Here is a 23,669-nt window from a genome sequence, read left to right on the forward strand (position 1 = left end):
CAGCCACACCTCGGTAACCGTGGGGAAGCTCGGTCACGGCGGTGGCGCGGGTTCCCACGCGGGGCGATGATCCTTTCGGGCTCCTTCAGCGCTGATCGCCATCGCCGCCCAGCCCGGCCCGCCGGCTGCGGGCGCTCTGCGCGGACGCGGTCAGTGAAGCTGCGAGGCGGTGAATGGCGGAGACGATGTAGGGCTCAGGTGTCGCTGCGTGGCCGAGGAGTAGTGCGGGGCGTTTGGCCGGTTCCTGGGCGTGCGCGGACAGGGGCTGCACGTCCACGCCATACGCCGCGGCCCGGAGGGCTGCCGCTCTATCACCCAGGTCTTCGGGCAGCCAGCCGATGACGTGCAGGCCCGCATGGGCGGGCGACACCGACAGGATGCCGTCGAGCTCTTGGCGCGCCGCCCGGACGAGGGTCGCCCCGCGTTCCGCGTACAGGGTGCGCATCCGCCGGACATGCCGGGCGAAGTGCCCGTCGGCGATGAAGTCGGTGAGGGCGGCCTGCTCCAACGCGGGGACGTGCGCAGCCGCGAACCGTTGCCCGGCCGTGAAGGCGTCCACCAGTTCGTCGGGCACGATCAGGTATCCGATGCGCAGCGCGGGGAACAGCACCTTGCTGAAGCTGCCGACGTACACCACTCGTCCGGCGCCGTCGAGGCCCTGGAGCGAGGGAAGCGGATCCCCGACGTAGCGGTACTCGCTGTCGTAGTCGTCCTCCACGACATAGGTGCCGGCGGTGCGGGCCCAGTCCAGCAGCGCAAGTCGGCGGGGCAGGCTCATGGTGACGCCCAGCGGGAACTGGTGCGAGGGGGTCACATAGGCGATGCGGGCGTGGGGCGCCCGGGCTTTCCCTGCGTCGATGTCCAGGCCGTCGGCGTCGACGGGCACCGGGACGGGGGTGGCTCCGGCGGCGATGATCGCTCCGCGAGCACCGTAGTAGCCCGGGTCCTCCATCCACGCGTCGTCACCCGGGTCGAGGAGAAGCCGGGCGGCCAGGCTGAGGCCGGCCTGCGCGCCGCCCACCACCAGCACCTGTTCAGGGGTACAGTGCACCGCCCGGGCCATGCCGACGTACGCGGCGATGGCCTCGCGCAACGGCTGGTATCCGGCGGGATGCTGGTAGCGCAGGAGGGAACCGGCTGACCGGCGGGCTCGCCGTGCCACCACCTTGCCCCAGAGCTCGGCCGGGAACGCGTCGATCGCCGGTCGGCCGACCGGGAACGCCGGCGGGCCCGAACCGGGGCCGTCCATGGTGTGCCTCATCCGCCACCGCACGCCGGCCAGGGCGGCGCCTTGGGCCGACAACCGCGGCGGCTGTCGTGCGTCCGGTGGTTCGTGGACGGGAGCCACCGCGGGATGCGGGATCTGCAGGAGTGCCACAGTGGTGCCCGCGCCGACCCGTCCGTCCAGGTAGCCCTCGTCACGCAGCCGCTCGTACGCGGTGACCGTGGTGGTACGCGACACACCCAGCTCCGCCGCGAGCGCACGCGAGGACGGCAGCCTGAGCCCTGGCCCGAGCTGGCCGGACAGGATGGCATCGCGGATCCGCTCATAAAGGTGGCGCGAGATCCCAACGGCCGGGGCGGGGGCGAGCGTGATGCCGACCGCGGCGAGGGAGGGGGATTGCTTGGGCATGATCGGCCAGGAAATGGACTTGCCGGTTGACGAAGAATTGGCTCTTCAGACGGTACCAAGTGCGGGCCTACAGTGCGCAGGCGGGCGAACCGCATGAAGATCCGTTGAGGAGTAAGTGAGATGACCATCTTGACCAGGAAGCTCGGACAGACGGGGCTGGAGGTCAGCGCGATCGGGCTGGGTTGCTGGGCGATCGGCGGGCCGTTCCTGCTCTGCGGCATGCAGGACGGCTGGGGGGAGGTGGACGATGACGAATCCGCTCGCGCGATCAACCGCGCCGTCGAACTGGGCATCACCTTCTTCGACACCGCCGACGTCTATGGCACCGGCCGCAGTGAGCGGGTCCTCGGCCGTGCCCTGCGGGACCGGCGCGACGCCGTCGTCATCGCCACGAAGTTCGGCTACACCTACGACGAGGCGCGAAAGGAGATCACCGGCACCGACACCTCCGCCGCGTACGTCCAGCGCGCATGCGAGGCGTCCCTGGCCCGTCTGGGCACCGACTACATCGACCTCTACCAGCTGCATGTGGGAGACGTCGACACCGCCGCCGAGGACGTCTTCGCCGCGCTGGAGAGCCTGGTCGACAAGGGCATGATCCGCAGCTACGGGTGGAGCACCGACGATCAGGAGCGGGCCCGCCGACTGGCCGGACGGCGTGGGGCGGCGGCGGTGCAGTTCGCCGTCAACGTGCTCAGTGACGCACCCGGCATGATCGAGGTCTGCGGGGAGACCGAACTGGCCGGCCTGGCTCGTTCGCCGTTGGCGATGGGTTTGCTGACCGGCAAGTTCACCGCCGAGTCGCGGCTGCCCGCCGATGACGTACGCGCCAGCGGGCACTCTTGGGTGAACTATTTCCGCGACGGACGTCCCGACCGGGACTCCCTCGACCGACTCGCCGCCATCCGGGAGATCCTCACCAGCGCCGGCCGGTCTCTCGCCCAGGGCGCCCTGGCATGGATACTCGCACGAGGTGACCAGATGATCCCCATTCCTGGGTTCAAGTCGATCGCTCAGGTGGAGGAGAACGCGGCGGCCCTCGATCGTGGCCCACTGGCCCCGGATCAGATGGGCGAGATCGACGCATTGCTGGCTCGCTGATCCGAAGGAGCTGCTGGAAGCCCAGGTCCCCTCGCATCAGGCGTCCCGCCTGGCGAAGGCGAGTGCGGCGCCGGCCAGCCCGACCGCCAGCCAAGCCCCCAGCACCAGCCCGCCCTCCACCGGCGTCAGCCCCGGCCCCTGCTGGTACATCCGCGCCCCCGCCGCACCCGGCAGGTAGTCGGCCAGGGTGGTGACGCGGCCCAGGACCGGCGGCAGAATCAGGACCAGCACGAGCGCGGCGCCAAGCGCGGCGACGACCTCCCTGGTCAAGGTCGCTGCCACCGCCCCGAGCAGGCCGATCAGCACCAGATAGGCGGCGGCGCGCAGCAGGCCGGCGACGTCCACGTCAGGTGGCGGCGCGCCGTCGGCGAGGCGGGCGGCGAGCACCGCACCGGTGACCGTGAGCAGGGCGGTGAAGGACGCGACCACCAGGTACGCGACGAGCTTGCCCGCCATGAGCGGCATCCGCCCTGGGACGGCGGTGAGGGTCGTACGGATCTGGCTCCCGGCGTACTCGGACGCCACCGACAGGACGCCGAGCACGAGCAGGCCGGCCTGGGCGTAATCGACGCTCCTGAACGCCGACGCCATCGCGGACGGCGGCCCGGCGGCGAGGACGGCGGCGAGCCCGGCCGGGACGAGGACGGTCCCGCAGACCGCGGCGAGCGCCGCCGGGAGGGTGACGAGCTTGATCACTTCGGCGGCGACAGTGTTGCGCAGGGCCATGGGTCACGCGTCCCTGCGGACGAACACGCCCGCGGCCACGGCGAGCAGCACGGCCGCCCACGCCGCCATGACCAGGCCGCCGGTCGGCGGCTCGAACCTGACCTCGGCCGGGTAGCTCCTGACGAACATCTGCGCGCCGGCCACGTCCGGAAGGTACTTCGCCAGCGAGGTGACCCTGCTCAGCAGGAAGGAGACCGACACGACCGAGGTGTTGACGATGAAGACGACCATCGGCACGATGCCGCTGCGGGTCAAGACCGTGACGGCGAAGGCGATCAGCGCGGTGAGAACCCAGTAGACGACGGCCCCGAGCGGCCGCCAGCCGAGCGCCGCCAGCACCGCACCGGGCGAACCGGCATGCCCGCCGAGCAGGACCAGCGAGATCAGGATGCCGGCGCCGACGGTGACGATCGCGAGGGCGCCGCTGACGAGGGCGAGCACGATCGCCTTCGCCGTCAGCAGGACACCGCGGTTGGGGGTGGCGGTGAGGCTGACCGCGATCTGCCTGCCGCCGCCCGCGTCCTTGGTGGTGGAGGTGTACTCGCTGCTGATGATGACGACCCCGAGCACGATCACGCTGATGACGCCGAAGGCCGCCATCTCCAGGACGAGGTCGAGTGTGCGGCCGTCCTCCGGCACCCCGCCGTCCAGCTTGCTGCGCCTGCTCGCCATGGCCATGGCGGTGAACGTGAGCGTCAGCCCGGTGCCGGCCACGGTCGCGACCAGCGCGGCAGGCAGCAGGACGAGCTTCCTGAGTTCGGCGGCGATGGCGTTCAGCACGGTCACGACCTGCTCTCGGCGTCGCCGGAGCGGTGCGCCGGATCGGTCAGGGCGAAGAACGCCTCCTCCAGCGAGGCGTGCCCGGCGGTGACCTCGGCGAGCGGCCCGGAGGCGACGATCCGCCCCGCGCTGATCACGATGAGGTCGTCGGCGACCTCGGCCATCTCGCTCATCAGGTGGCTGGAGATCAGCACCGCGCCGCCGCCCTTGGCGTACTCCTTCAGCAGCCGCCGCATCCAGCGGATCCCGTCGGGGTCGAGGCCGTTGACCGGCTCGTCGAGCACCAGCGCCGCGGGTTCGCCGAGCAGCGCCGCCGCCAGCCCGAGCCGCTGCCCCATGCCCAGCGAGAACGTGCCGACCCGCTTGCCCGCGACGTGCGCGAGCCCGACCTCCGCCAGCGCCTGCGCCACCCGCTGCTTGGGGATACCGTTGCTGCGCGCCACCCAGGACAGGTGGGCGCGCGCGGTGCGGGAGCGATGCGCGCCGCTGCCCTCCAGCAACGAGCCGACCGTGCGCAGCGGGTCGCGCAGCTTGCGGTACGGCAGGCCGCCGATCAGCGCGGTGCCCGCGTCGGCACGGTCAAGGCCGAGCAGGATGCGCAGCGTGGAGGACTTCCCCGCCCCGTTCGGGCCGAGGAACCCGGTCACCCGCCCGGGCGCGACGGCGAAGGAGACGTCGCTGATGGCGACTTTGGCGCCATGACGTTTGGTGAGGCCGACAACTTCGATCATGGCCTGCAGCGTTCCAGCCGGGGCCGGACGGCCGCATCGGCCAAAGGTTGACAGCTACCGCAGGCCGTCCACGAAGCCGGACTCGTAGGCCAGGATGACGAGCTGGGTACGGTCGCGTACGCCGAGCTTGAGGAAGAGCCTGCTCAGGTACGTCTTGACGGTGGCCCGGCTGAGGAACAGGGCGGCGGCGATCTCCTCGTTGGACATCCCCTGGACGACCGCGGTCACGACGTCGCGCTCGCGCTCGGTCAGCCCGGCCAGGCGGGCCGCGTCCGGGCGGGGACGGGCGTAGCCGGCGATCAGGCGCTTGGTCACCTCGGGGGCGAGCATCGCGTTGCCGTGGTGAACGGTGTGGACCGCCCTGAGGATCTCGTCAGTGCCGGCGTTCTTCAGCAGGAAGCCGCCGGCGCCGGCGCGCAGGGCCTCGTAGACGTACTCGTCCAGGTCGAACGTCGTCAGGATGACGACCTTGGCCTCCGGGCGGGCCGCGCAGATGGCGCGGGTCGCCTCCAGGCCGTCCATGACCGGCATGCGGATGTCCATCAGCACCACATGGGGGCGTACCCGTGCGGCGGCCGCGACCGCCTCCCGGCCGTCACGCGCCTCGCCCGCCGCCGTCAGCGCGGGGTCGGCGTCGATGAGCTCCACGAGCGAAGCCCGCAGCAAATCCTGGTCCTCGGCGACCAGCACCCTGATCGGCTCAGTCACGCGCCACCTCCGGCATGGGGATCACGGCACGCAGCTCGAACCCGGCCCCCTGCCGGTGTCCCGCGGTGAAGGCGCCGCCGAGCAGCTCGACCCGCTCCCGCAGCCCGACCAGCCCGAACCCGGGCTCACTCCGCCCAGCGGACGCACCGCCGCCGTCGTCGATGACCGCGACGCGTAACTCGCCCTCCGCGCCGCTCACCGTGACCGTGCAGCGCGCACCCGGGGCGTGGCGGGCGACGTTCGTCAGCCCCTCCTGGACGATCCGGTACGCCGCCAGCCCGGCTCCCGCCGGAACCCCATCGGCATCCGTCACCGTCAACGTCACCGGAACACCGCTCTCCCGCATCCGGTCCGCCAGCGCGGCCAGGTCGCCGATCCCTGGCGGCGGACGGCGTGCGACGGGCTCTCCTCTCTCACGGACGGCGCCGAGGGTCGTCCGCAGTTCCTCCATCGCCTGCCTGCTCACCTGCTCGATCTGGCCGAGCCTGCCACGCATGCGCCCTACGTCGTCCGCGCGGGCCGCGACCCCGGCGGTGACGGCGATCGTGCCGAGCGAGTGGGAGACGACGTCGTGAACCTCCCGCACCACGCGCAGCCGCTCCGCCGTCACGGCCCCATGACGCTCGGCCAGCATCGCGTGCTCGGCCTCCAGCGCCGCGCGGCGCGTCGTGGCGCCCAGCACCCAGGCCGAGGCCAGCGCGAACAGGCTCAGCATCGTGTAACGCACGGCGCTCCCCGCGTCGGCGGTCCCTAGGAACGCCACCGCCGCGATGGTCACCCCAGCCGCCCCCGCCACGGTGTTGAGCGACCTGGCGGTGCCGTACCTGAGGGCGACGCGGTAGAGCACCCACGCCGAGGCGACGAACGGGTCCTGCGTCATCCCGAACGCGGTACCCGCCAGGGTCGTGGCCCCGACGAGGCCCAGCGCGACGAACGGCCGCCGCCCGCGCAGCAGCATGCCGACGAGCAGCAGCGCGATCAGCCCGGCGTGAACCCACGCGGCGCGGCCACCGCTGTCGATCGGCAGCCAGAACACCAGGACGCACAGCGCCACGGCCGCCAGGTCCCAGCCGGTGGGGCCGGACCGGTTGGGGTCGAACCAGTGCTGAGCCATACCGCAGACCCTAACGAGTTGGCCGCTCCGCGGTGCGAGCAGTTCATCGACGCCACAGTCCGGAACGGTGCAGATGACGTCGAGCTCGTCGAGCTTGATGCGCCACATCGGATACCGGTCTCGATCTCTTGGACCGAGACCGACGCGAGCCCGTAGCCGTCGTGAACGTCTGCGGGTGCGAGGGCCTGTCCGGTTGTGGCCACTCGGCCATTCTGGGGTGGACGGGCGGGGATGTAGCACTGATGCTGGTGGGCAGTACTGTCATGATCATCGGCCGACTGGGAGAGCCGTATGAAGACCCGTACCTGGACTCGCCGTGCTGCCGCTTCGGCCGCCGGCATGGCCGCCGTGCTGGTGCTGGGCATCACTCCTGCGCATGCGGATACCGTGATCCGCAAGCCGCAACAACCATCACCGCAAGGGGCCATGGTGCTGGCCGACGGCGAATCGGGTGCCAAGCGCCCGGTGTGACGCGCGGCGGTCCATTGTCCCCCTGTCCGGCAGGACGGGGGACGTTCCGTCTTCATGGCCACTCGTCCGACGGCGGGCAGACCGTGGCTCGTGGCCGTGGTCAGCGTTGCGAGGGCACACATTGAGTACGAGGTACTCAAGCCATGCCGGCCCCACGCTCGCACGCTGGTCACATGAAGTCACACATCCTTCGCGCGGCAGCCGTCATCGCCGGCCTCCTCGCCCTCGGCACGACCACCGCCACCCCCGCATCCGCCGCGCCTTCGTCCACGGCCGTCTGGGCGGCGTCGAACGTCCACCTCGTGAACTGGCAGACCGGCAAGTGCCTGACCATCGCTGGCGGCGTCAGCACCGAGAACAACGTCCACGCCGTCCAGTACACCTGCGACGGCCACCCCTCCCGCTTCTGGGAAATCCGCGACTACTACGGCTGAGCCCCACTTCCGGACCTGTGCCGTGGTGCGGCACGGCGATTCGGTCACGCTTGCAGGCTCGGGGGAGCCTGCAAGCGTGACCTTGTCCGCTTGAGGACGGGGTTTCTTGATGGTGGTCGGTAACGATGTTCTGCCCGGCACATGAGTAGGGGCTACTCATGCCATGTCCGCCATCGACGGCAACCATCGAGTGGACTGCCGACCTCCGGTGCCGGAAGGACTCCCATGTCCCATCGCTCCACCCTTGGCAAGCTGCTGGCGGCCATCCTCGCACTGAGTTTCGTCACCGCGTGCGAGGACTTCCCTCAACAAGGCCCGCCCCCTCAGGCAGCACAGACGAAGGCGCCGCCCAAGAAGGGCTTCTGCCCCGCCGCAGGCCCGATCACCCGGTCGTTGCTGCCCTCCCCGGAGGGAGTGGAGCGGGTCGCCACGAACCCCTGCCTCGGTGTGAACGGCCTGATCGGCCTGGCTCTGGACGCCATCCCGGAGCAGAAGATGGCCGACGAAGCCGAGCTGCGCACCTTCCGTCAGGGGCTCAGGACCTTCGCCACCCGGGTGACTGTGGCCGCCGACGCGGTGGACTGCGCCTACGAGAACGACCACCTGGCTGTGTCGATCTACCAGGACCCGAAGTACGGTTGGTCGCTGGGCCTGGTCGCAGTGGTGCGCGGGGATCTGGAAGCCGCGGCGGAGGATGCCGTCTGCCTCCTGCTGAAGCAGGTGCCGTTCCTCCCGGACGTCGGCTTCCGTGCCGACGGCCCGCCGACACCGAAGTTCTGCGCCGACGCCGAGTCCAGAGAAGCCCAGGGATACGACTTCATGATCATGTGGATCGCTGACTCGGACGCCATGTGCCGCAGCCTGACGGACACCATCCGCGCGACCTGACAACTCAGGCGAGCCGGGTAGCACATCCGATTCCCTGCTCGTCGAGCCGTGATCGGGGAGGTCACGCATCGTCCGGCAGCGGTTCGCCGGTCTCCAGCAGCGACTTCAGGCTCGACACCACGTTCGGCCAGCCGTGGCTGACCATCTCGGCCATGCTCGATCCGGGCTCGAAGCCGTCGTGCACGACGGTGAGCTTCACGACCTGCGCGGCCTCCTCGATCGTGAAGGTGACCTTCGAGCGGGCCTCGCCGGACAGCCGGGCGAGCATCTCCTCGTCCCAGCCGAAGCGCTTGGCGAGCTCCGGGGTGATGGCGTGCCAGGTGTAGGAGAGCCGGCTGTAGGGCTCGGCCTCCAGCACGACCTGTTCCGGGTCGCTGATCAGCACGCCGTGGTTGTCCCAGGTCATCGGCGAGCCGACGGACCAGTCCGTGGTGAACTCCGTGGCCCAGTAGCGGCGGGTGAAGGCGGGCTCGGTCAGCGCCTGCCAGAGCTTCTGCGGGGTGGTGCGGATGTAGGTGGTGTAGACGAAGGTCGGCGCGTCCATCGGGGTCTCCTCCAGGGCGAGTTTCAGGTCCGCCAGGGCTTGGACCCTGGCCTGGTCGTAGCGGCTGATCCACCGGTGGGCGATCTCGTGCACGGGCGCGGCGTTGAGGTAGTGCAGCTTCTCCCGGCCCCGCCGCACGGTGGCGACGAGCCCGGCCTCCTCCAACACCGCGAGGTGCTTGCTGACGGACTGCCTGGCCATGTCGAGTCCGGCGCACAGCTCGCGCAGCGTCTGCCCGTTGCGGGCGTTGAGCGAGTCGAGCAGCGCGCGCCGGCTCGGATCGGCCAGCGCCTTGAACACCTCGTCCATGTCCGCCCCCGCATCCAGGTTGTCGCCTGTCGATATGCAGCCTTCCGGCTGCCTTTAATTTAGGCAGCCAGATGGCTGCCTGTCAAGAAGTGCGGCTACGACGGCGGGCACCCTCAACCGAGCCCGCCTCCAGGGTCAGGCGAGCTGCCCGGCCGCCGTGCGCGCCGCCATCCGCCGCTCGAACCACACCGAGGTGAACGGCGGCACCGCGCACACCAGGCCCAGCACCACGGCGCCCCGGCTCCAACCGGCCTCCCGCGCCGAGAGCATCACCCCGGCCGCGTACAGCACGAACAGCGCGCCGTGGATCGGCCCGAACACCTTGACGCCGAGCTCGCCGGTCTCGGTCACGTACTTGAAGAACATCCCGACCAGCAGGCCCGCCCACGAGCACGCCTCGGCCACCGCCACGAGTCGAAACCAGCGCAGCACAATCCACCCTTTCGTCCGATTACTGCGCTTACTCTACAAGCTGTAGAGCGCAACCCGATCATTGGTCGGACCCGTCGCCGAGTGGCGCTGCCTCCCCCTACCGGTAAAGTTAGGCTTACCTTATTTTGGGATGATGGTGAATCCTTCTGAGATCCGTACGGTGACGACCGAGGCCGAGCTCCGCGAGATCGTGAAAGAGCCGCCGCAGACCATCTGGGACAAGGACATCGCCCGGATCGACGAGCACGCGCGCACGATCATCGCCCACTCGCCGTTCGTGCTGCTGGCGACCTCGAACTCGGACGGCATCTGCGACGTCTCCCCCCGAGGGGACCCCGCCGGGTCGGTGCTGGTCCTCGACGACCACCGGCTGGTGCTCGCCGACCGCCCCGGCAACCACCGGCTCGACAGTTTCCGCAACGTGCTGGACAACCCCCACGTCGGGCTGCTGTTCATCGTGCCGGGGATGAACGAGACGCTGCGGGTGAACGGCCACGCGACGCTCGTGTCGGACGCGCCGTTCTTCGACGACCTGGTGGTCCGGGGCAAGCGGCCGCAGCTGGCGGTCCTCGTCGATGTCGAGGAGCTGTACATGCACTGCGCGAAGGCGTTCCTGCGCTCGTCCCTGTGGAAGCCCGAGACCTGGCCGGACCGCAAGAGCCTGCCCACATTCGGACGGATCGCCAAGGACCAACTGGGCATCAAGGGAGTCCCGGCGAAAGTGATCGACGCGGGTCTCGCCATGGACGCCAAGCTGAACCAGTACTGACGGCCTTCGGCCGGTGTCTGCGCACAGGGCTACTGGTTGCCGCCACCAGCACGGTCCTGATTGCACCGGTCGGCATCGCCCACACGCATGTCCTGCCGGACGGTCCCTCTGCCGGGCAGCGCGGCGCGGACGTCCTTGCCCCCGTATTCGCTGTTCCGGCGGAGGGCGTGTCGAGCGTGAGTGGTCTCCTGAACCGTGGTCTTGGGCTGTAGCTCCGGGTGGATCATGAGCAGCGCAAGGGTATGGCCGCCGCCGTACCCTTCGGGACCGGCCCCCGAAGGCGCCCCCGTGGAGCCCGTCAGGGGAGCGGGGGCAGTGGCTTGTCGTGGAGCCAGGCCGACAGCAGCGGTCCCACCGGCTGGGTGGTGTGCCGTTGGACGTGCGCGGCGAAGTCCTGGGTGGTGACGTTCGCGTGCCGGCGCCCCGCCGTCCAGGCGCGCAGCATGGGGAAGAAGGCCTCGTCGCCCAGCGCCCGGCGCAGCGCGTGCACGGTCAGCGCCCCCCGCTTGTACACGCGGTCGTCGAAGAGCGTGCCCACCCCCGGGTCGGTCAGCACGAAGTCCTGCGGGAGGGCGGTGAGGCGCTGGTGCCAGCGCCGGGCGTGGGCGGCGGCGGGCTGTTCGCCCGAGGCCTCCGACCAGAGCCATTCGGCGTAGGTGGCGAACCCCTCCTGCAGCCAGATGTCGCTCCAGCAGGCCACGGTGAGGCTGTTGCCGAACCACTGGTGCGCCAGCTCGTGCGCGACCAGCCGTTCGGACCCGCGCCGCCCGTCCACGTGGTTCCTGCCGAAGATCGACATGCCCTGCGCCTCGACCGGGATGTCCAGGTCGTCGTCCGCCACGACGACGACGTAGCCGCCGAACGGGTAGGGCCCGAAACGGTCGGTGAACGCCGCCATCATCTCGCCCTGCCGTCCGAAGTCGTGCCGGACGCGGGTGGCCAGGCGCGCCGGATGGGCCACCTGGGTGCCCGCGACCTCCGCGACCCGGTAGCGCCCGATCTGCACGCTGGCCAGATAGCTCGCCATGGGCTCGGGCTGGTCGTAGACCCACGTCGTGTTCCCGCCCGCGCGGCGCTGGTCGGTGAGCACCCCGTTCGCGACGACCCGGTACGGCGACGCGGTCGTCACCGAGATCCGGTACGACGCCTTGTCCCCGGGCCGGTCGTTGCACGGGAACCAGGAGGGCGCGCCGATGGGCTGCCCGGCGACCAGCGCGCCGTCGGACAGCTCCTCCCAGCCCAGCCCGCCCCACGGGCTCGACACCGGCACCGGCCTGCCCGAGTAGCGGACCTCGACACCGGCGACGGCGCCCGCCGGCAGCGACCAGGGCAGCGTCACCCGCAGCTTGCCCTGGCCGTGCAGATGGCGGGCGGGAATGCCGTCCACGGTGACGCCTTCGACCCGGAAGCGGCCGAGGTCCAGGTCGAGCACGCTGAGGGGTTCGGCGGCCGTCACCGTCAGCAGGGCCGTGCCCTCGAGCCGGTTGTTCGCCAGCCGGTACTTCAGCGTCAGGTCGTAGCGCGACACCATGTAGCGGTGGTCGCCGTGCCCGGGGAAGTACGGTGTCATCGCCACGCCGAGATGGGATTGCCGAACCATCGCGTACGGCCCGGCACCGACTCCCCGCGCATGACGAGCGAGGCCGGCCCGATCGTGGTGTCGGCGCCCACCCGCGCGGCCGGCAGCACCACGCCGTGCGGCCCCAGGGTCGCGCCCGTCTCAAGCGTCACGGTGTCCATGTTCATGACCCGGTCGTGGAACAGGTGGGTCTGCAGGACGCAGCCCCGGTTGACGCAGGCGCCATCACCCAATGTCACCAGATCCGCCTCTGGCAGCCAGTACGTGTCACATGTGACCCCATGCCCGATATGCGCCCCGAGTGAACGCAGCCACACGTTCAGCGGCGCGGTCCCCAGCCACGGCTGCGCGAACCAGGGCGCCGCCAGCACCTCCACGAAGTTGTCCGCGAGCTCGTTGCGCCACACGAACGAGCTCCACAGTGGCCGGCTGCCCGCCCGGATCCGGCCGACCAGCACCCACTTGGCGGCCGTCGCGACCAGGGCGGCGGCCACGCCCGCGGCCAGCAGCACCACACCGCCCAGCGCGAGCGTCACGGCGAAGCCGTGGCTCGCCGCGAGCCACTCGAAGGCGGCGGCGACCAGGACGGCGAGCGCGACCGCGCACATCGCGGGCACCACGCGGCACGCCTCGACCAGCGCCCTGGCCGCCTTGTACCGGGCGGGCGGGTCGTAGGTGCGGCTCCGGTCGGCGTCCTCGGCGGTGCGGCGCAGCTCCATGGGCGGCATGCCCACGTACGACGAGCCGGACCTGGCCTTCTTCGGCGTCGCCGACAGCACGCCGACCAGGCCGTCCTTGGGCACCTTGCGGCCGGGCGCGGTCATTCCCGAGTTGCCGAGGAAGGCGCGCTTGCCGATCCGCGCGGAGGCGATGCGCATCCACCCGCCGTCCAGCTCGTACGGTGCCACCATCGTGTCGTCGGCCAGGAACGCGCCGTCGCCGACGGACGTCATCGTGGGCAGCGCGAGAACCGTGGACAGCTCGACGCCGCGGCCCACCTTCATGCCGAGCGCCCGCAGCCACACGGGCGTCAGGACGCTGGCGTACAGGGGGAACAGCCAGACCCGCGCCGAGGACATCAGCCGTCCGGTCGCCCACGCCTGCCACGCCTGGCGGCTGTGCACCGGATGACGGCCCGCGTGCAGGCGCAGCCCGAGCAGCCGCACGCTGACCAGCGTGACCAGGGCGAAGGCCATCATGCCCGCCAGGGTCGCGGCCGGCACGCCCGGCAGGGCGGCGACCAGGGCCTCGCCGATCGTGCGCGCGTCACCGGCGAACGCCGCCAGGACCGCGAGCCCGGCCCCGGCCGCGACAGCGGGGAGCAGGCTGAACACCATGGCGCTCACCCCGTACACGGCGGCCCAGAACCGGGAGCGGGCGGGCCGCTCCGCCGGGCGCGACCGGCGGGACTTGCCCTGCCGGAACGCAGGTGCTCCGGCCCAGTGTTGGCCCGCCGGCACAGTGCCGGCGACCGCCGATCCGGGAGCGATCTGGGCGTTCTTCCCGATCCTGGTGCCGGGCAGCAGCGTCGAACGGGAGCCGACGGTCGCGCCCGCGCCGATCCTGATCTCGCCGACGCGTAGCAGGTCGCCGTCGTACCAGTAGCCGCTGAGGTCGACCTCCTGCTCGACCGAGGCGCCTCTGCCGAGCTTGAGCAGCCCCGTGACGGGCGGCGGCGAGTGCAGGTCGGCGTCGGCGCCCACCTGGGCGCCGAGCAGCCGGGCGTACCACGCCATGTACGGGGCCCCGGCCAGGTCGGGCACGCCGAGCCTCTCCGCGAACCGTTCGGCGAACCACACCCGCAGATGCACGCCGCCACCGCGCGGATAGGCGCCCGGCCGCACGCCGCGCAGCACCAGCCGGGCCACGGCCGCGGACAGGCCCATCCGCCCCGCGGGGGTGACGAACAGCAGCGCGCCCAGCGCCACCCACCACCACGACAACGCCGGGGCCCACGGGGGCGCGAGCAGGTTGCCGAGCGCGGCGAGCAGCACGATCCAGCGCGCCGCGCCGGCGCTCAGCAACACGACCATGAGCGCGGACTGGGCCAGCTCGGCCCGCCTGGGCATCGGGGTCACCGGCCGCCGCTCCGGCTCGGCCTCGCCCCTGCCGGACAGCAGCCGGGCCAGGCCGCCGAGCGTCGGCTGGGCGTACACGTCGCCCACGGCCACGTCGGGATGGTCGGCGCGCAGGACCGACACCAGCCGGGCCGCCGCCAGGCTGGTGCCGCCGTCGGTGAAGAAGTCGGCGTCGGGGCCGCTCGGCGGCACGCCGAGGACGGCGGTCCAGTGCCCGGCCAGCCGCGCCTCGGCCGGGCTCAACGCGACCTCCGCGGCGGCCGGCTCGGTCAGCGGCCACGGCAGCGCGGCCCGGTCGATCTTCCCGGAGGTCCTCGTGGGCAGCGAGTCGACCGGCGCCAGGCGCGGCACCAGGGCCGCGGGCAGCATGTCCGCGAGCCGTTCGCGCGCCTTTCCGAGGTCGAAGCCGGGCTCGGTGACGACGTAGCCGACGAGCACCTGGTGGCCGCCGCCGGCGGTGCGGACGGCGGCGGCCGCGCCCGCGACCCCGGGCAGCGCCTGCAGCGCGGCGTCCACCTCGCCCAGCTCGATCCGGCGGCCGCCCAGCTTCACCTGGTCGTCCGCCCGGCCCGCGAAGACGAGCCCCTCGGGTTCGGCGCGTACCAGGTCGCCGCTGCGGTAGGCGCGCTGCCAGCCCAGCGAGGGCAGCGGCGCGTACTTCTCGGCGTCCTTGACCGGGTCCAGGTAGCGGGCCAGGCCGACGCCGCCGATCACCAGCTCGCCGGTCTCGCCCATGGCCACCGGTTCGCCCGCGCCGTCGACGACCGCGAGGTCCCACCCGTCGAGGGGCAGGCCGATGCGGACCGGGCCGTCGCCGGTGAGCCGCGCCGCCGTGGCCACCACGGTGGCCTCGGTGGGCCCGTACGTGTTCCACACCTCGCGCCCCGGTACGGCCAGCCGCTCGGCCAGCTCGGGCGGGCAGGCCTCGCCGCCGAAGATGAGCAGCCGGATGCCGTCGAGGTGCTCGGCCGGCCAGAGCGCGGCCAGCGTGGGCACGGTCGAGACGGCGGTGATCCGGTGGGCGGCCAGCCACGGGCCCAGGTCCATCCCGGTACGCACCAGGGCTCTGGGCGCGGGCACAAGGCAGGCGCCGTGCCGCCACGCCAGCCACATCTCCTCGCAGGAGGCGTCGAAGGCCACCGAGAGCCCGGCCAGCACCCGATCGCCCGGGCCCAGCGGCCGCTCCTGCAGGAACAGCCCCGCCTCCGCGTCCACGAACGCGGCGGCGGACCGGTGGGTCACCGCGACGCCCTTCGGCTTGCCGGTCGAGCCGGAGGTGAAGATGATCCACGCGTCGTCGCCGGGCTCCGGCGGCGCGGGAGCCCGGCCGGGCGTGCCGGTCACCGTGAGCTCCCCGGAGACGATCGCGTCCACGGCGGCCTCGGCGAAGACCGTCTCCGCACGTTCGGCCGGGTCGTCGGCGTCGACGGGTACGTAGGCGGCGCCGGCGGCGAGCACGGCGAGGATGGACACGTACAGCTCGGCGGTCCCCGACGCGAGTCGCACGCCGACCCGGGAGCCGCGGCCGACGCCGGCGTCGGCGAGCCCGGCGACCAGCCGGTCCACCTCGGCGCGCAGCGAGCGGTAGTCGAGGACCACGGTGCCGTCGTCGATCGCCGGCGCGTGCGGGTGGCGGCGCGCGGTCTCGTCGAGGACGTCGATGAGGGTACGGGGCGGCGGGGCCAGGACGCCCGCGGGGTAGACCGCGGTCGCGGCCCTCAGGCGTAAATCGGCCGGATTGCTGCGCAAGCGGTGCTCCCTGGATGGACGACGGGGACATGCCAGAGTACGCCCACCGCGTCGTGGATCAGGCCGCCGGGTGGCCGAGGAAAGTTTCAGATCGGCGCGCCGTCGAATCATCGAAATTTTTCGGATGACGGCCCGTCGCCCTTCCCCCCGGGTCATGCAATGACCAGCGAAAAACGCCGGAAGGACGGGCTGACCACCCGCCAGCGGCGCTGAAAACGAGGGTTCGACCAGGTGCCGCCCGTTTGTTTCATGGATTGACGTAATCGGAAACGCGGCCGTAACCTCAGCCCACTGACGCGGAGGGCGGCGATTTAGTCAAGCGCGCTGATTCGTCCGATGCGGAGATTCCTCTCGACCTTCGAGGATGCAATCAATGAATCTGCTCTCAATCATCAAAACCCGATCGATCGTCGTCCCTGCGGCTGCCGCCCTGGTCACCGCCACCGCGCTGGTGGCGTCCGCCGGACCGGCGCAGGCGGCGGCCCCGTCCGACGGTGGCATGTACACGCTGGCGTCGGGGTCGAGCGGCAAGTGTGTGGAGGTGACGGGCGCTTCGGCCGACAACGGCGCCCTGCTCGTCCAGACCGCCTGCGTCCCTTCCGCCGCCGATCAGCAGTTCAGGGCGGTGGCGCGGGGGAGTGCGTTCAATCTGGTCAACGGCGGCAGCGGCCGGTGCATTGACGTGCCGGGCGCGTCCACGGTCTCCGGTACGCAGTTGCAGCAGTGGGGTTGCGGCGACGGCAGCAAGACCAACCAGCAGTGGACCTTCACGCCCTCCTCCACCTCAGGCAAGTACCTGGTGAAGAGCGTCGCGACCGGGCTGTGCGTGAGCAACAAGGACGGCTCCACCGCGGGCAACAACCCCATCGTCCAGGAGACCTGCTCCGACGTCGCCCGCATGCAGTGGTCCGTCAACTCCCCCTCGTCCGGCGACCGGGTCTGGTCCAACAACGCCGACGGGTTCGCCGCCACCAGCGGCAACGGCCTGACGACCACCACCGGAGGCGCGGCCGGCGCCACGGTCACCGTCACCACCTACGCCGACCTGGTCAGGTACGCCACCGCCGCCGAGCCGTACGTCATCAAGGTCAACGGCGCCATCACCGTCACGCCGTACGGCACCGAGATCAAGGTCGCCTCCAACAAGACCATCGTCGGCGTCGGCACCCGGGGCCACATCGTCAACGGCGGCTTCTTCCTCGGCGCGGGCGTCAGCAACGTCATCATCCGCAACCTCACCATCCGCGACACTCGCATGGCGGACGACGATCCCGACGACAAGCTGTACGACTACGACGGCATCCAGATGGACACCGCCCACCACATCTGGATCGACCACAACACGATCACCCGGATGAACGACGGGCTGATCGACAGCCGCAAGGACACCAGCTACCTCACCGTGTCCTGGAACGTCCTGTCGGAGAACAACAAGGCGTTCGGCATCGGCTGGACCGAGAACGTCACGTCGCGGATGACGATCCACCACAACTGGATCCACGACAACAACCAGCGCAATCCCAGCACCGACAACGTCGCCTACGCCCACCTGTACAACAACTACCTGCAGAACATCACGGGCTACGGCAACTACTCGCGCGGCGCCACCAAGATGGTGATCGAGAACAGCTACTACGACAACGTCAAGGACCCCTACTACAGGGACGACGCCGCCGGGCTCCGCCAGAGCGGCAGCATCGTGGTCAACTCGACGGGCCAGCGGGAGACCGGCGGCTCCGCCTTCACTCCGTCCTCCTTCTACTCCTACACGCTGGACCCCGCGGCGCAGGTCCCGGCGCTCCTTCGCACCTACGCGGGCCCGCAGGCCGACATCGGCCTGTGACCGACCCCTCGGGCCGGTCCCAGGGCCGGCCCGAGGTACCCCCCACCTCAGGAAAGGACCGATCATGCGCCACGGCATCCAGGCACCGTCACGCGCCGCGAAGATCGCGGTCGTCCTGGCGATGCCCGTCACCGTCCTGACCATCTCCACCGGAGTCAGCTCGGCCGCCGCGGCCCCTTCCGACGGCGGCGTGTACACGCTGGCGTCCGGGGCGAGCGGCAAGTGCGTCGAGGTGACGGGCGCTTCGGCCGACAACGGCGCCCTGCTCGTCCAGACCGCCTGCGCCGCCTCCGCACTCGATCAGCAGTTCAAGGCGGTGGCGCGGGGGAGTGCGTACAACCTGGTCAACGGCGGCAGCGGCCGGTGCATCGACGTGCCCGGGGCGTCCACGGTCTCCGGTACGCAGTTGCAGCAGTGGGGTTGCGGCGACGGCAGCAAGACCAACCAGCAGTGGACCTTCACGCCTTCTTCTGCCGCGTCCGGCAAGTACCTGGTGAAGAGCGTCGCCACGGGGCTGTGCGTGAGCAACAAGGACGGCTCCACGGCAGGCAACAACCCCATCGTCCAGGAGACCTGCTCCGACGTCGCCCGCATGCAATGGTCCTTCAACTCCGTCTCCGGATCGGCCACCCCGACGGTGGCCTCCGACGGCACCGGCCGCTACCGGACGGTGCAGGCGGCGATCGACGCGGTGCCTGCCGGCAACGCCAGCCAGGTGATGATCACCATCAAGCCGGGCACCTACCGGGAGATCGTCACCGTCAACAAGCCGTACGTGACGCTGCAGGGCCTGGGCTCGTCCCCGTCGGACACCCTCATCGTGAACAACCGCTCTGCCTACACCCACGGCACCTCCGGCAGCTACACCGCGCTGATCTCGGGACGTGACGCCGCCGCCACCAACCTGACGATCTCCAACGACCTCGACGAGAGCACCGTCCCCAGCGGCGCGCAGGCCGTCGCGCTGCGGCTGGACGGCGACCGCACCACGCTGACGAACGTCCGCATCCTGGGCGACCAGGACACCCTCCTCGTCAACGACTCGGCCCGCGCGTACGTCAAGAACTCCTACGTCGAGGGGACCGTCGACTTCGTCTTCGGCGGCGGCACGATCGTCTTCCACAGCTGTGACATCTACGAGAAGCGCAGCACGGGCGGACCCGTCACCGCGGCCAGCACGGCGGCGGCCAAGACGTACGGCTTCCTGTTCTACAAGTCGCGCATCGCCGGCGCCGCGAACAACGTGACCACCCTCGGGCGGCCGTGGCGCCCCGACGCGCAGGTGCTCTACCGGGAGTCGACGCTGAGCGCGACGATCGCGACCGCGCAGCCGTGGACGGACATGTCATCGAACTCCTGGAAGAACGCCCGCTTCCTCGAATATCGGAACAACGGCGCCGGCGCGACCACCAACGGCAACCGCCCGCAGCTCAGCGACGCGCAGGCGGCGAACTACACACCCCAGAAGTACCTGGCCGGCGGCGACGGCTGGAACCCCGCCGGCTAGCGCCGGTGGTCGGCCTGTTCGGCGTGGATCTTCTTGGCGATGTCGACGTCCGCGATCGAGCGCTCGATGAGCGCTCGCATCGCGGTCTCGGCCGCCTTCGGGCGCTGCCGGCGGACGGCCAGCAGGACCTCGGCGTGCTTGTCGGCGGACTCGCTGGTGAGGGTCGCGTGCACGAACTGGTCACGCAGCCGCAACCCGGCCTCGATCGCGGTCGCCATCTGGGCCATCAGCTCGTTGTGCGCCGCGCGCAGCAGGGCGTGGTGGAAGGCCAGGTCGGCCTCGACCTGGTCGCCGGTCGGCCGGCCGGCGGCCTCGCGCATGGCGGTCAGGGCGTCCTCGAGCGCGGCCAGATCCCGGTCGGTACGCCGCAGCGCTGCCATGCGTGCCACCGCGGGCTCGATCGTCAGGCGCACCTCGCCCAGCTCGTCCAGGAACACCTCGTCGACCTGGGCGGCGAAGCGCCAGCGCAGCACGTCGGCGTCGAGCAGCGACCACTGCTCGCGCGGCGCGACGAACGTGCCGCGCCGGGGCCGCGCGCCCACCAGACCCTTGGCGGCGAGCACGCGCAGTGCCTCGCGCACCGCCGTCCTGCTCACCCCGAACCGCTCCTGCAGCGCCGTCACGTCGAGGTCCTCGTCGGGGGCGATGACGCCGTTGACGATGGCCGTGCCGAGACTGACGACCACGCGGTCGTGGGCGCCGGCCCTTCCGATCTCCTCCATGCCGGAATCATGCCATGGCCGAACCGCCTGTAACAAAAAAGTAATCATACTAATCAAGGCGATCCCGCCGTGGAGGCCAGCTCCAGGACGGCCAGCTCGCCCTGCAGGACGAGCACGGCACCGCCGATCGCGGCCGCGTCCGAGCCGCTGACCGAGGTGACCACCCGCACCGGGTGCGCGCGCCGGGCGAAGGTGCGCCGCCGCACCTCCTCCTGGACGACCGACTGGTAGATCGGGCCCGCCGCGGCGAGGCTGGGCCCGGCGAGCACGATCGTGTCGAGGTCGAACAGGCTCGTCATGGTGACGGCGGCGGTGCCCAGATGCCGGGCGGAGCGCTCGATGAGGGTGCGTGCGGCCGGGTCTCCGGCCTGGGCCGCGGTCGCGATGCGGCCGAAGGCGGCCATGACGTCGGTGTCGGCGGGGTCGAGCCCCAGCCGCGCGCCGAGGGGCGATGCCTCCAGCGCCTGCTTGATCACCGCGGTGGGGTCCGCGTAGTTGCCGAGGCAGCCGTAGTTGCCGCACCCGCACGGCCCGCCGTCGAGGTCGATGGTGATGTGGCCGATCTCGACGCCGTTGGAGGAGCTGCCCCGGTACAACTCGCCGTCGACGACGACGCCCCCGCCGATGCCGCTGGCCATGTAGATGCACCCGAACGCGGGTGCCTCCACCGCCCCCAGCCAGTACTCCCCGATCGCCGCGGCCGCCGCGTCGTTGTCGAGCAGCACCGGCAGGCCCAGGATCTCCGACAGGCGCGGCGCGACGGGGTAGCCGAACCATTCGGCGGTCGGCTGGTGGGTCAGCAGCACGCCCGCCCGCCGGTCCTGCGGTCCGTACGTCGCCAGCCCCACGCCGAGCACCTTCCCGCGATCGACTCCGGCGGTGTCGAGCAGGGCGTTCACGCGCGAGGCCACCAGCGTGAGGCCTTGCCCGGGAGGCAGCAGCGCCGTGCCCGGGAACGAGGTCCGCGCGACCGGCCGGCCCGTCAGGTCGACGAGGACGACGACGCAGGTGTTGCGTTCGAACAGGACTCCCACCGCGTACCGGGCCCGCGGGTTGAGCTGCAGCAGCGTCCGGGGCTTGCCGCCGGTCGAGGCCCCGCGCCCGACCTCGACGACCAGCCCGTGGTCCATGAGCTCACGAACCACCTGGGTGATGGTGGCCGGCGTGACCCCGGACTCGGCGGCGAGCTCGATCCGGCTGATGGTGCGCGCCGCCCGGATGCGGTTGAGCACGATCCCGCGGGTTCGGGGCCTCCCGGCCACTCGGTCTCCCTTACTTCGGGTGCCAAAGAAAGTACGGCCAGGGCCGTTGTCCCGTCAGCGGGTGGCGCAGGACGGCGTGGGGACGCTGTTGCTGCCGTTCCACGAGCCCAGGAATCCGAAGGTCGTACTGGCTCCGGCGCCGAGGCTGCCGTTGTAGCTCATGTTGCGGGCGGTCACGTTGGACCCGCTGCTGCTGACCGTCGCGTTCCAGGCGTTGGTGACGGTCTGGCCGTTGGCGAAGGCCCACGTCACCGTCCAGCCGCTGATCGGCGAGGTGCCCGCGGTGACCCGGACCTCGGCCTGGAAGCCGCCGCCCCACTGGCCGGTCACCTGGTAGGTGGCCGAGCAGGCGCTGGGGGAGGGGGTGGGAGTAGGCGTGGGGGTGGGGGTGGGCGACGGGGTCCCGGTCGAGCCGCCGTAGATCGTGGCCTCCTTGGCGGTCGCCTTGATGCCGTTGGCGCCGTTGAAGATCCGCTGGCCCCAGGTGGTGAGCTGGTTCGGGTCGAAGCCGGTCGCCATGTCGAGGATCGGGTCGGTGTTGCCGCTCCAGGACCAGCCGAGGTAGCCGAGGCCGCGCGACTGCGCCTCGGCCAGGATCGTCTCGTGGTCGACCTCGTTGGAGCTGAAGCGCCAGCCGAACTCGCCGACGACCAGGGGCCATCCGTTCGCCTGGAACCGGTTGAGGTAGTCGACGATGCCGGCGGCGGTGTTGAAGACGCTGTACATGTGGATCGACAGCACGGTGTTGTGCCGGGTGTCGGCGTCGAGGATCGTCTGCGCGTTGTCGCGCATGACGTACTGCCAGTCCTGGCCCCAGTTGGGGGCGTCGACCATGAGCAGGTGCTCGAAGCCGTTGCTGCGCATCTTCTTGATCGCGTTCGCGGTGGCGGCGGTCCACTGGCCGGCGTTGGTGTTGCCGATGGGCTCGTTGCCGATGTTGATGACGACGTGGTTCTCCTGGCCGACGAGCGCGCTCTTCTGGCTGATCCAGTAGTCGGCAGCCTCGTCGAGCGAGGCGGCGGCGCCCTCCTCGCCGTACCCGGTGGTGTCGTGCACCTCCAGCACGCAGATCAGCTTGTTCTGCTTGCACAGCGAGATCACGTTGGCGACGTCGGTGGACGGGCCCCACCGCTTGCCGCTGCCGAGCACGACGCGCACGGTGTTGGCGCCGAGCGCCTTGACGTTGGCGAATGAGCTGGTCTGGCCGGTGAACCAGACGTGGGGGTGATTGACGCCCCGCATGATGAATTCCCGGCCGTTGGCCTCGACGATCTTCGTGCCGCTGACGTGCAGGCCCACGGCCGCGGACGCGGACTGGACGTACACGAAGATCGACGCGACGGCCGCGAGCACGGCAGCGGCAAGGGCGAGAAGCCTTCTCCTCATGACCTACCTCGTGGTCGGGCCCCGGCCATCCGGGGCGGAAAGCGCCCCAAACGCTATAGAGCCGCCGAAGCTCGGAGAAGCCACGGGAGATCACGCCCGGCTCGCGCGGATGTCGATCCATGCCCCTGCCTGCGACGACCGGCTCGGGGGAGGCAAGGGATCGCCTGAAAGTTTCAGCCGTTAAATAAGTCCCTACGACAAGGCCTCGCGGGGCAGCCCCGGAATGACCGAGAGGAAGAACTCGCGGATGGCGGATTCGACCTTCACGGAGTCGCGGTCGAAGAGCCACTGCGCCTGCAGGCCGTTGATGAGGGAGATGGTCATGGTGGCCAGCGTCTCGGGGTCGATCGCCGGGCGCAGTCCGTCGCGTTCGGCCAGGGCGGTGAAGGTGCCGGCGTAGAAGCGGCGGAGATTGCGGTAGCGGTCGGCGTAGTAGGCGTGCGCGGGGTGGTCGGGCGAGGTCGCCTCACCCGACACGACGCAGTGCAGCTCCATGAGCCCCGGCTGGAGCTCGTTGTCGACGATGACGGCGATCATGCCTTTGAGGGTCTCGATGGGGTCGGCCGCCGGGTCCAGCACCTTGGCCGATTCCAGGAACTCGGTGCCGCGTTCGTCGCGCAGCTCCAGCACCCCGAGGAGCAGGTCCTCCTTGCGCGGGAAGTGGTGCAGCAGCCCGGTGTGGCTGATGCCGGCGCGCTTGGCGATGTCCTTCATGGTGGCGCCGTAGAAGCCGGTCTCGCCGAACGCGTCCACGCAGGCTTCAAGGACGCGCCGGCGCACCGCCGCCGTTTTCGCGTACGGGCCGCGGTTGCCGGATGCCATCATGGACGCCCCTCCAAATTAGTATCGCGATTCGGTTTTCATGCTAGCGTGTCGCCGACACCCATGGTCTCGAGCAAGGAA

Annotated in this window: 21 protein-coding genes; 7 read left to right on the forward strand and 14 right to left on the reverse strand. The window is 70.9% G+C overall.

Annotated elements, in window-relative coordinates:
- Positions 1-85: 85 nt before the first annotated feature.
- The gene (locus tag ACIBI9_RS30025) at positions 86-1,633 is read right to left on the reverse strand and encodes a PLP-dependent aminotransferase family protein (RefSeq protein WP_397226594.1); all 1,548 of its coding nucleotides are present in this window, start codon (positions 1,631-1,633) and stop codon (positions 86-88) included.
- A 120-nt stretch (positions 1,634-1,753) separates the two neighbouring features.
- Here ACIBI9_RS30025 and ACIBI9_RS30030 point away from each other — a divergent pair, with 120 nt between their 5' ends.
- The gene (locus ACIBI9_RS30030; protein WP_397226596.1) at positions 1,754-2,734 is read left to right on the forward strand and encodes an aldo/keto reductase; all 981 of its coding nucleotides are present in this window, start codon (positions 1,754-1,756) and stop codon (positions 2,732-2,734) included.
- A gap of 36 nt (positions 2,735-2,770) precedes the next feature.
- Here the strand turns inward: ACIBI9_RS30030 and ACIBI9_RS30035 are convergent, their stop codons facing one another.
- Genes ACIBI9_RS30035 through ACIBI9_RS30055 form a run of 5 tightly spaced genes read right to left on the reverse strand, consistent with a single transcriptional unit; the run spans position 2,771 to position 6,793 of the window.
- Positions 2,771-3,460, reverse strand: a complete 690-nt coding sequence (locus tag ACIBI9_RS30035) for an ABC transporter permease (RefSeq protein ID WP_397226597.1) — start codon at positions 3,458-3,460, stop codon at positions 2,771-2,773.
- Positions 3,461-3,463: 3 nt separating this feature from the next.
- Positions 3,464-4,246 (reverse strand): ABC transporter permease, encoded by a 783-nt coding sequence (locus tag ACIBI9_RS30040; RefSeq protein WP_397226599.1) that lies wholly within the window; start codon positions 4,244-4,246, stop codon positions 3,464-3,466.
- Positions 4,243-4,971: an ABC transporter ATP-binding protein gene (locus tag ACIBI9_RS30045; RefSeq protein WP_397226601.1), complete on the reverse strand. Its 729-nt coding sequence runs from the start codon at positions 4,969-4,971 to the stop codon at positions 4,243-4,245. Before ACIBI9_RS30045 ends, ACIBI9_RS30040 begins: the two co-directional genes overlap by 4 nt.
- Positions 4,972-5,025: 54 nt before the next feature.
- The gene (locus tag ACIBI9_RS30050; protein ID WP_397226603.1) at positions 5,026-5,679 is read right to left on the reverse strand and encodes a response regulator; all 654 of its coding nucleotides are present in this window, start codon (positions 5,677-5,679) and stop codon (positions 5,026-5,028) included.
- Positions 5,672-6,793 carry a sensor histidine kinase gene (locus ACIBI9_RS30055; protein WP_397226605.1) on the reverse strand — a complete coding sequence of 374 codons (1,122 nt, stop codon included), beginning with the start codon at positions 6,791-6,793 and terminating at the stop codon, positions 5,672-5,674. The genes ACIBI9_RS30050 and ACIBI9_RS30055 overlap by 8 nt, the downstream gene beginning before the upstream one ends.
- A gap of 291 nt (positions 6,794-7,084) precedes the next feature.
- On the opposite strand from ACIBI9_RS30055, the gene ACIBI9_RS30060 reads away from it, so the two are divergent.
- From ACIBI9_RS30060 to ACIBI9_RS30070, 3 genes are all read left to right on the forward strand, one after another.
- Entirely contained in the window at positions 7,085-7,264 is a 180-nt protein-coding gene (locus ACIBI9_RS30060; RefSeq protein WP_397226607.1) for a hypothetical protein, read from the forward strand.
- 173 nt (positions 7,265-7,437) lie between these two features.
- Positions 7,438-7,698, forward strand: coding sequence for an RICIN domain-containing protein (locus tag ACIBI9_RS30065; RefSeq protein WP_397226609.1), 261 nt, complete (start codon positions 7,438-7,440; stop codon positions 7,696-7,698).
- 225 nt (positions 7,699-7,923) lie between these two features.
- The gene (locus ACIBI9_RS30070) at positions 7,924-8,586 is read left to right on the forward strand and encodes a hypothetical protein (protein WP_397226611.1); all 663 of its coding nucleotides are present in this window, start codon (positions 7,924-7,926) and stop codon (positions 8,584-8,586) included.
- 61 nt (positions 8,587-8,647) lie between these two features.
- On the opposite strand, the gene ACIBI9_RS30075 is transcribed toward ACIBI9_RS30070, so the two are convergent.
- Both ACIBI9_RS30075 and ACIBI9_RS30080 read right to left on the reverse strand, forming a co-directional pair.
- The gene (locus ACIBI9_RS30075; RefSeq protein WP_397226613.1) at positions 8,648-9,439 is read right to left on the reverse strand and encodes an ArsR/SmtB family transcription factor; all 792 of its coding nucleotides are present in this window, start codon (positions 9,437-9,439) and stop codon (positions 8,648-8,650) included.
- 135 nt (positions 9,440-9,574) lie between these two features.
- A complete protein-coding gene (locus ACIBI9_RS30080) occupies positions 9,575-9,871 on the reverse strand; it encodes a DUF3817 domain-containing protein (protein ID WP_364843262.1) in 297 nt (98 codons plus the stop codon).
- 130 nt (positions 9,872-10,001) lie between these two features.
- On the opposite strand from ACIBI9_RS30080, the gene ACIBI9_RS30085 reads away from it, so the two are divergent.
- Positions 10,002-10,640 carry a pyridoxamine 5'-phosphate oxidase family protein gene (locus ACIBI9_RS30085; RefSeq protein ID WP_397226615.1) on the forward strand — a complete coding sequence of 213 codons (639 nt, stop codon included), beginning with the start codon at positions 10,002-10,004 and terminating at the stop codon, positions 10,638-10,640.
- A gap of 298 nt (positions 10,641-10,938) precedes the next feature.
- Here the strand turns inward: ACIBI9_RS30085 and ACIBI9_RS30090 are convergent, their stop codons facing one another.
- A complete protein-coding gene (locus tag ACIBI9_RS30090; RefSeq protein ID WP_397226696.1) occupies positions 10,939-12,210 on the reverse strand; it encodes a M1 family metallopeptidase in 1,272 nt (423 codons plus the stop codon).
- Positions 12,207-16,046, reverse strand: coding sequence for a Pls/PosA family non-ribosomal peptide synthetase (locus tag ACIBI9_RS30095; protein WP_397226617.1), 3,840 nt, complete (start codon positions 16,044-16,046; stop codon positions 12,207-12,209). Before ACIBI9_RS30095 ends, ACIBI9_RS30090 begins: the two co-directional genes overlap by 4 nt.
- Before the next feature lie 373 nt (positions 16,047-16,419).
- Here ACIBI9_RS30095 and ACIBI9_RS30100 point away from each other — a divergent pair, with 373 nt between their 5' ends.
- Positions 16,420-17,889, forward strand: a complete 1,470-nt coding sequence (locus ACIBI9_RS30100) for an RICIN domain-containing protein (RefSeq protein WP_397226619.1) — start codon at positions 16,420-16,422, stop codon at positions 17,887-17,889.
- 64 nt (positions 17,890-17,953) lie between these two features.
- On the forward strand, positions 17,954-19,396 hold the full coding sequence (locus ACIBI9_RS30105; protein ID WP_397226621.1) for a pectinesterase family protein: 1,443 nt from the start codon (positions 17,954-17,956) through the stop codon (positions 19,394-19,396).
- Here the strand turns inward: ACIBI9_RS30105 and ACIBI9_RS30110 are convergent.
- From ACIBI9_RS30110 to ACIBI9_RS30125, 4 genes are all read right to left on the reverse strand, one after another.
- On the reverse strand, positions 19,393-20,118 hold the full coding sequence (locus tag ACIBI9_RS30110; RefSeq protein WP_397226623.1) for a FadR/GntR family transcriptional regulator: 726 nt from the start codon (positions 20,116-20,118) through the stop codon (positions 19,393-19,395). The genes ACIBI9_RS30105 and ACIBI9_RS30110 overlap by 4 nt on opposite strands.
- A gap of 53 nt (positions 20,119-20,171) precedes the next feature.
- The gene (locus ACIBI9_RS30115) at positions 20,172-21,380 is read right to left on the reverse strand and encodes an ROK family protein (RefSeq protein ID WP_397226625.1); all 1,209 of its coding nucleotides are present in this window, start codon (positions 21,378-21,380) and stop codon (positions 20,172-20,174) included.
- Between the two features lie 54 nt (positions 21,381-21,434).
- Complete coding sequence (locus ACIBI9_RS30120) at positions 21,435-22,766, reverse strand: cellulase family glycosylhydrolase (RefSeq protein ID WP_397226627.1); 1,332 nt, start codon at positions 22,764-22,766, stop codon at positions 21,435-21,437.
- 192 nt (positions 22,767-22,958) lie between these two features.
- On the reverse strand, positions 22,959-23,591 hold the full coding sequence (locus ACIBI9_RS30125; RefSeq protein ID WP_397226629.1) for a TetR/AcrR family transcriptional regulator: 633 nt from the start codon (positions 23,589-23,591) through the stop codon (positions 22,959-22,961).
- Between the last annotated feature and the right edge of the window lie 78 nt (positions 23,592-23,669).

The organism is Nonomuraea sp. NPDC050451 (assembly GCF_044458585.1).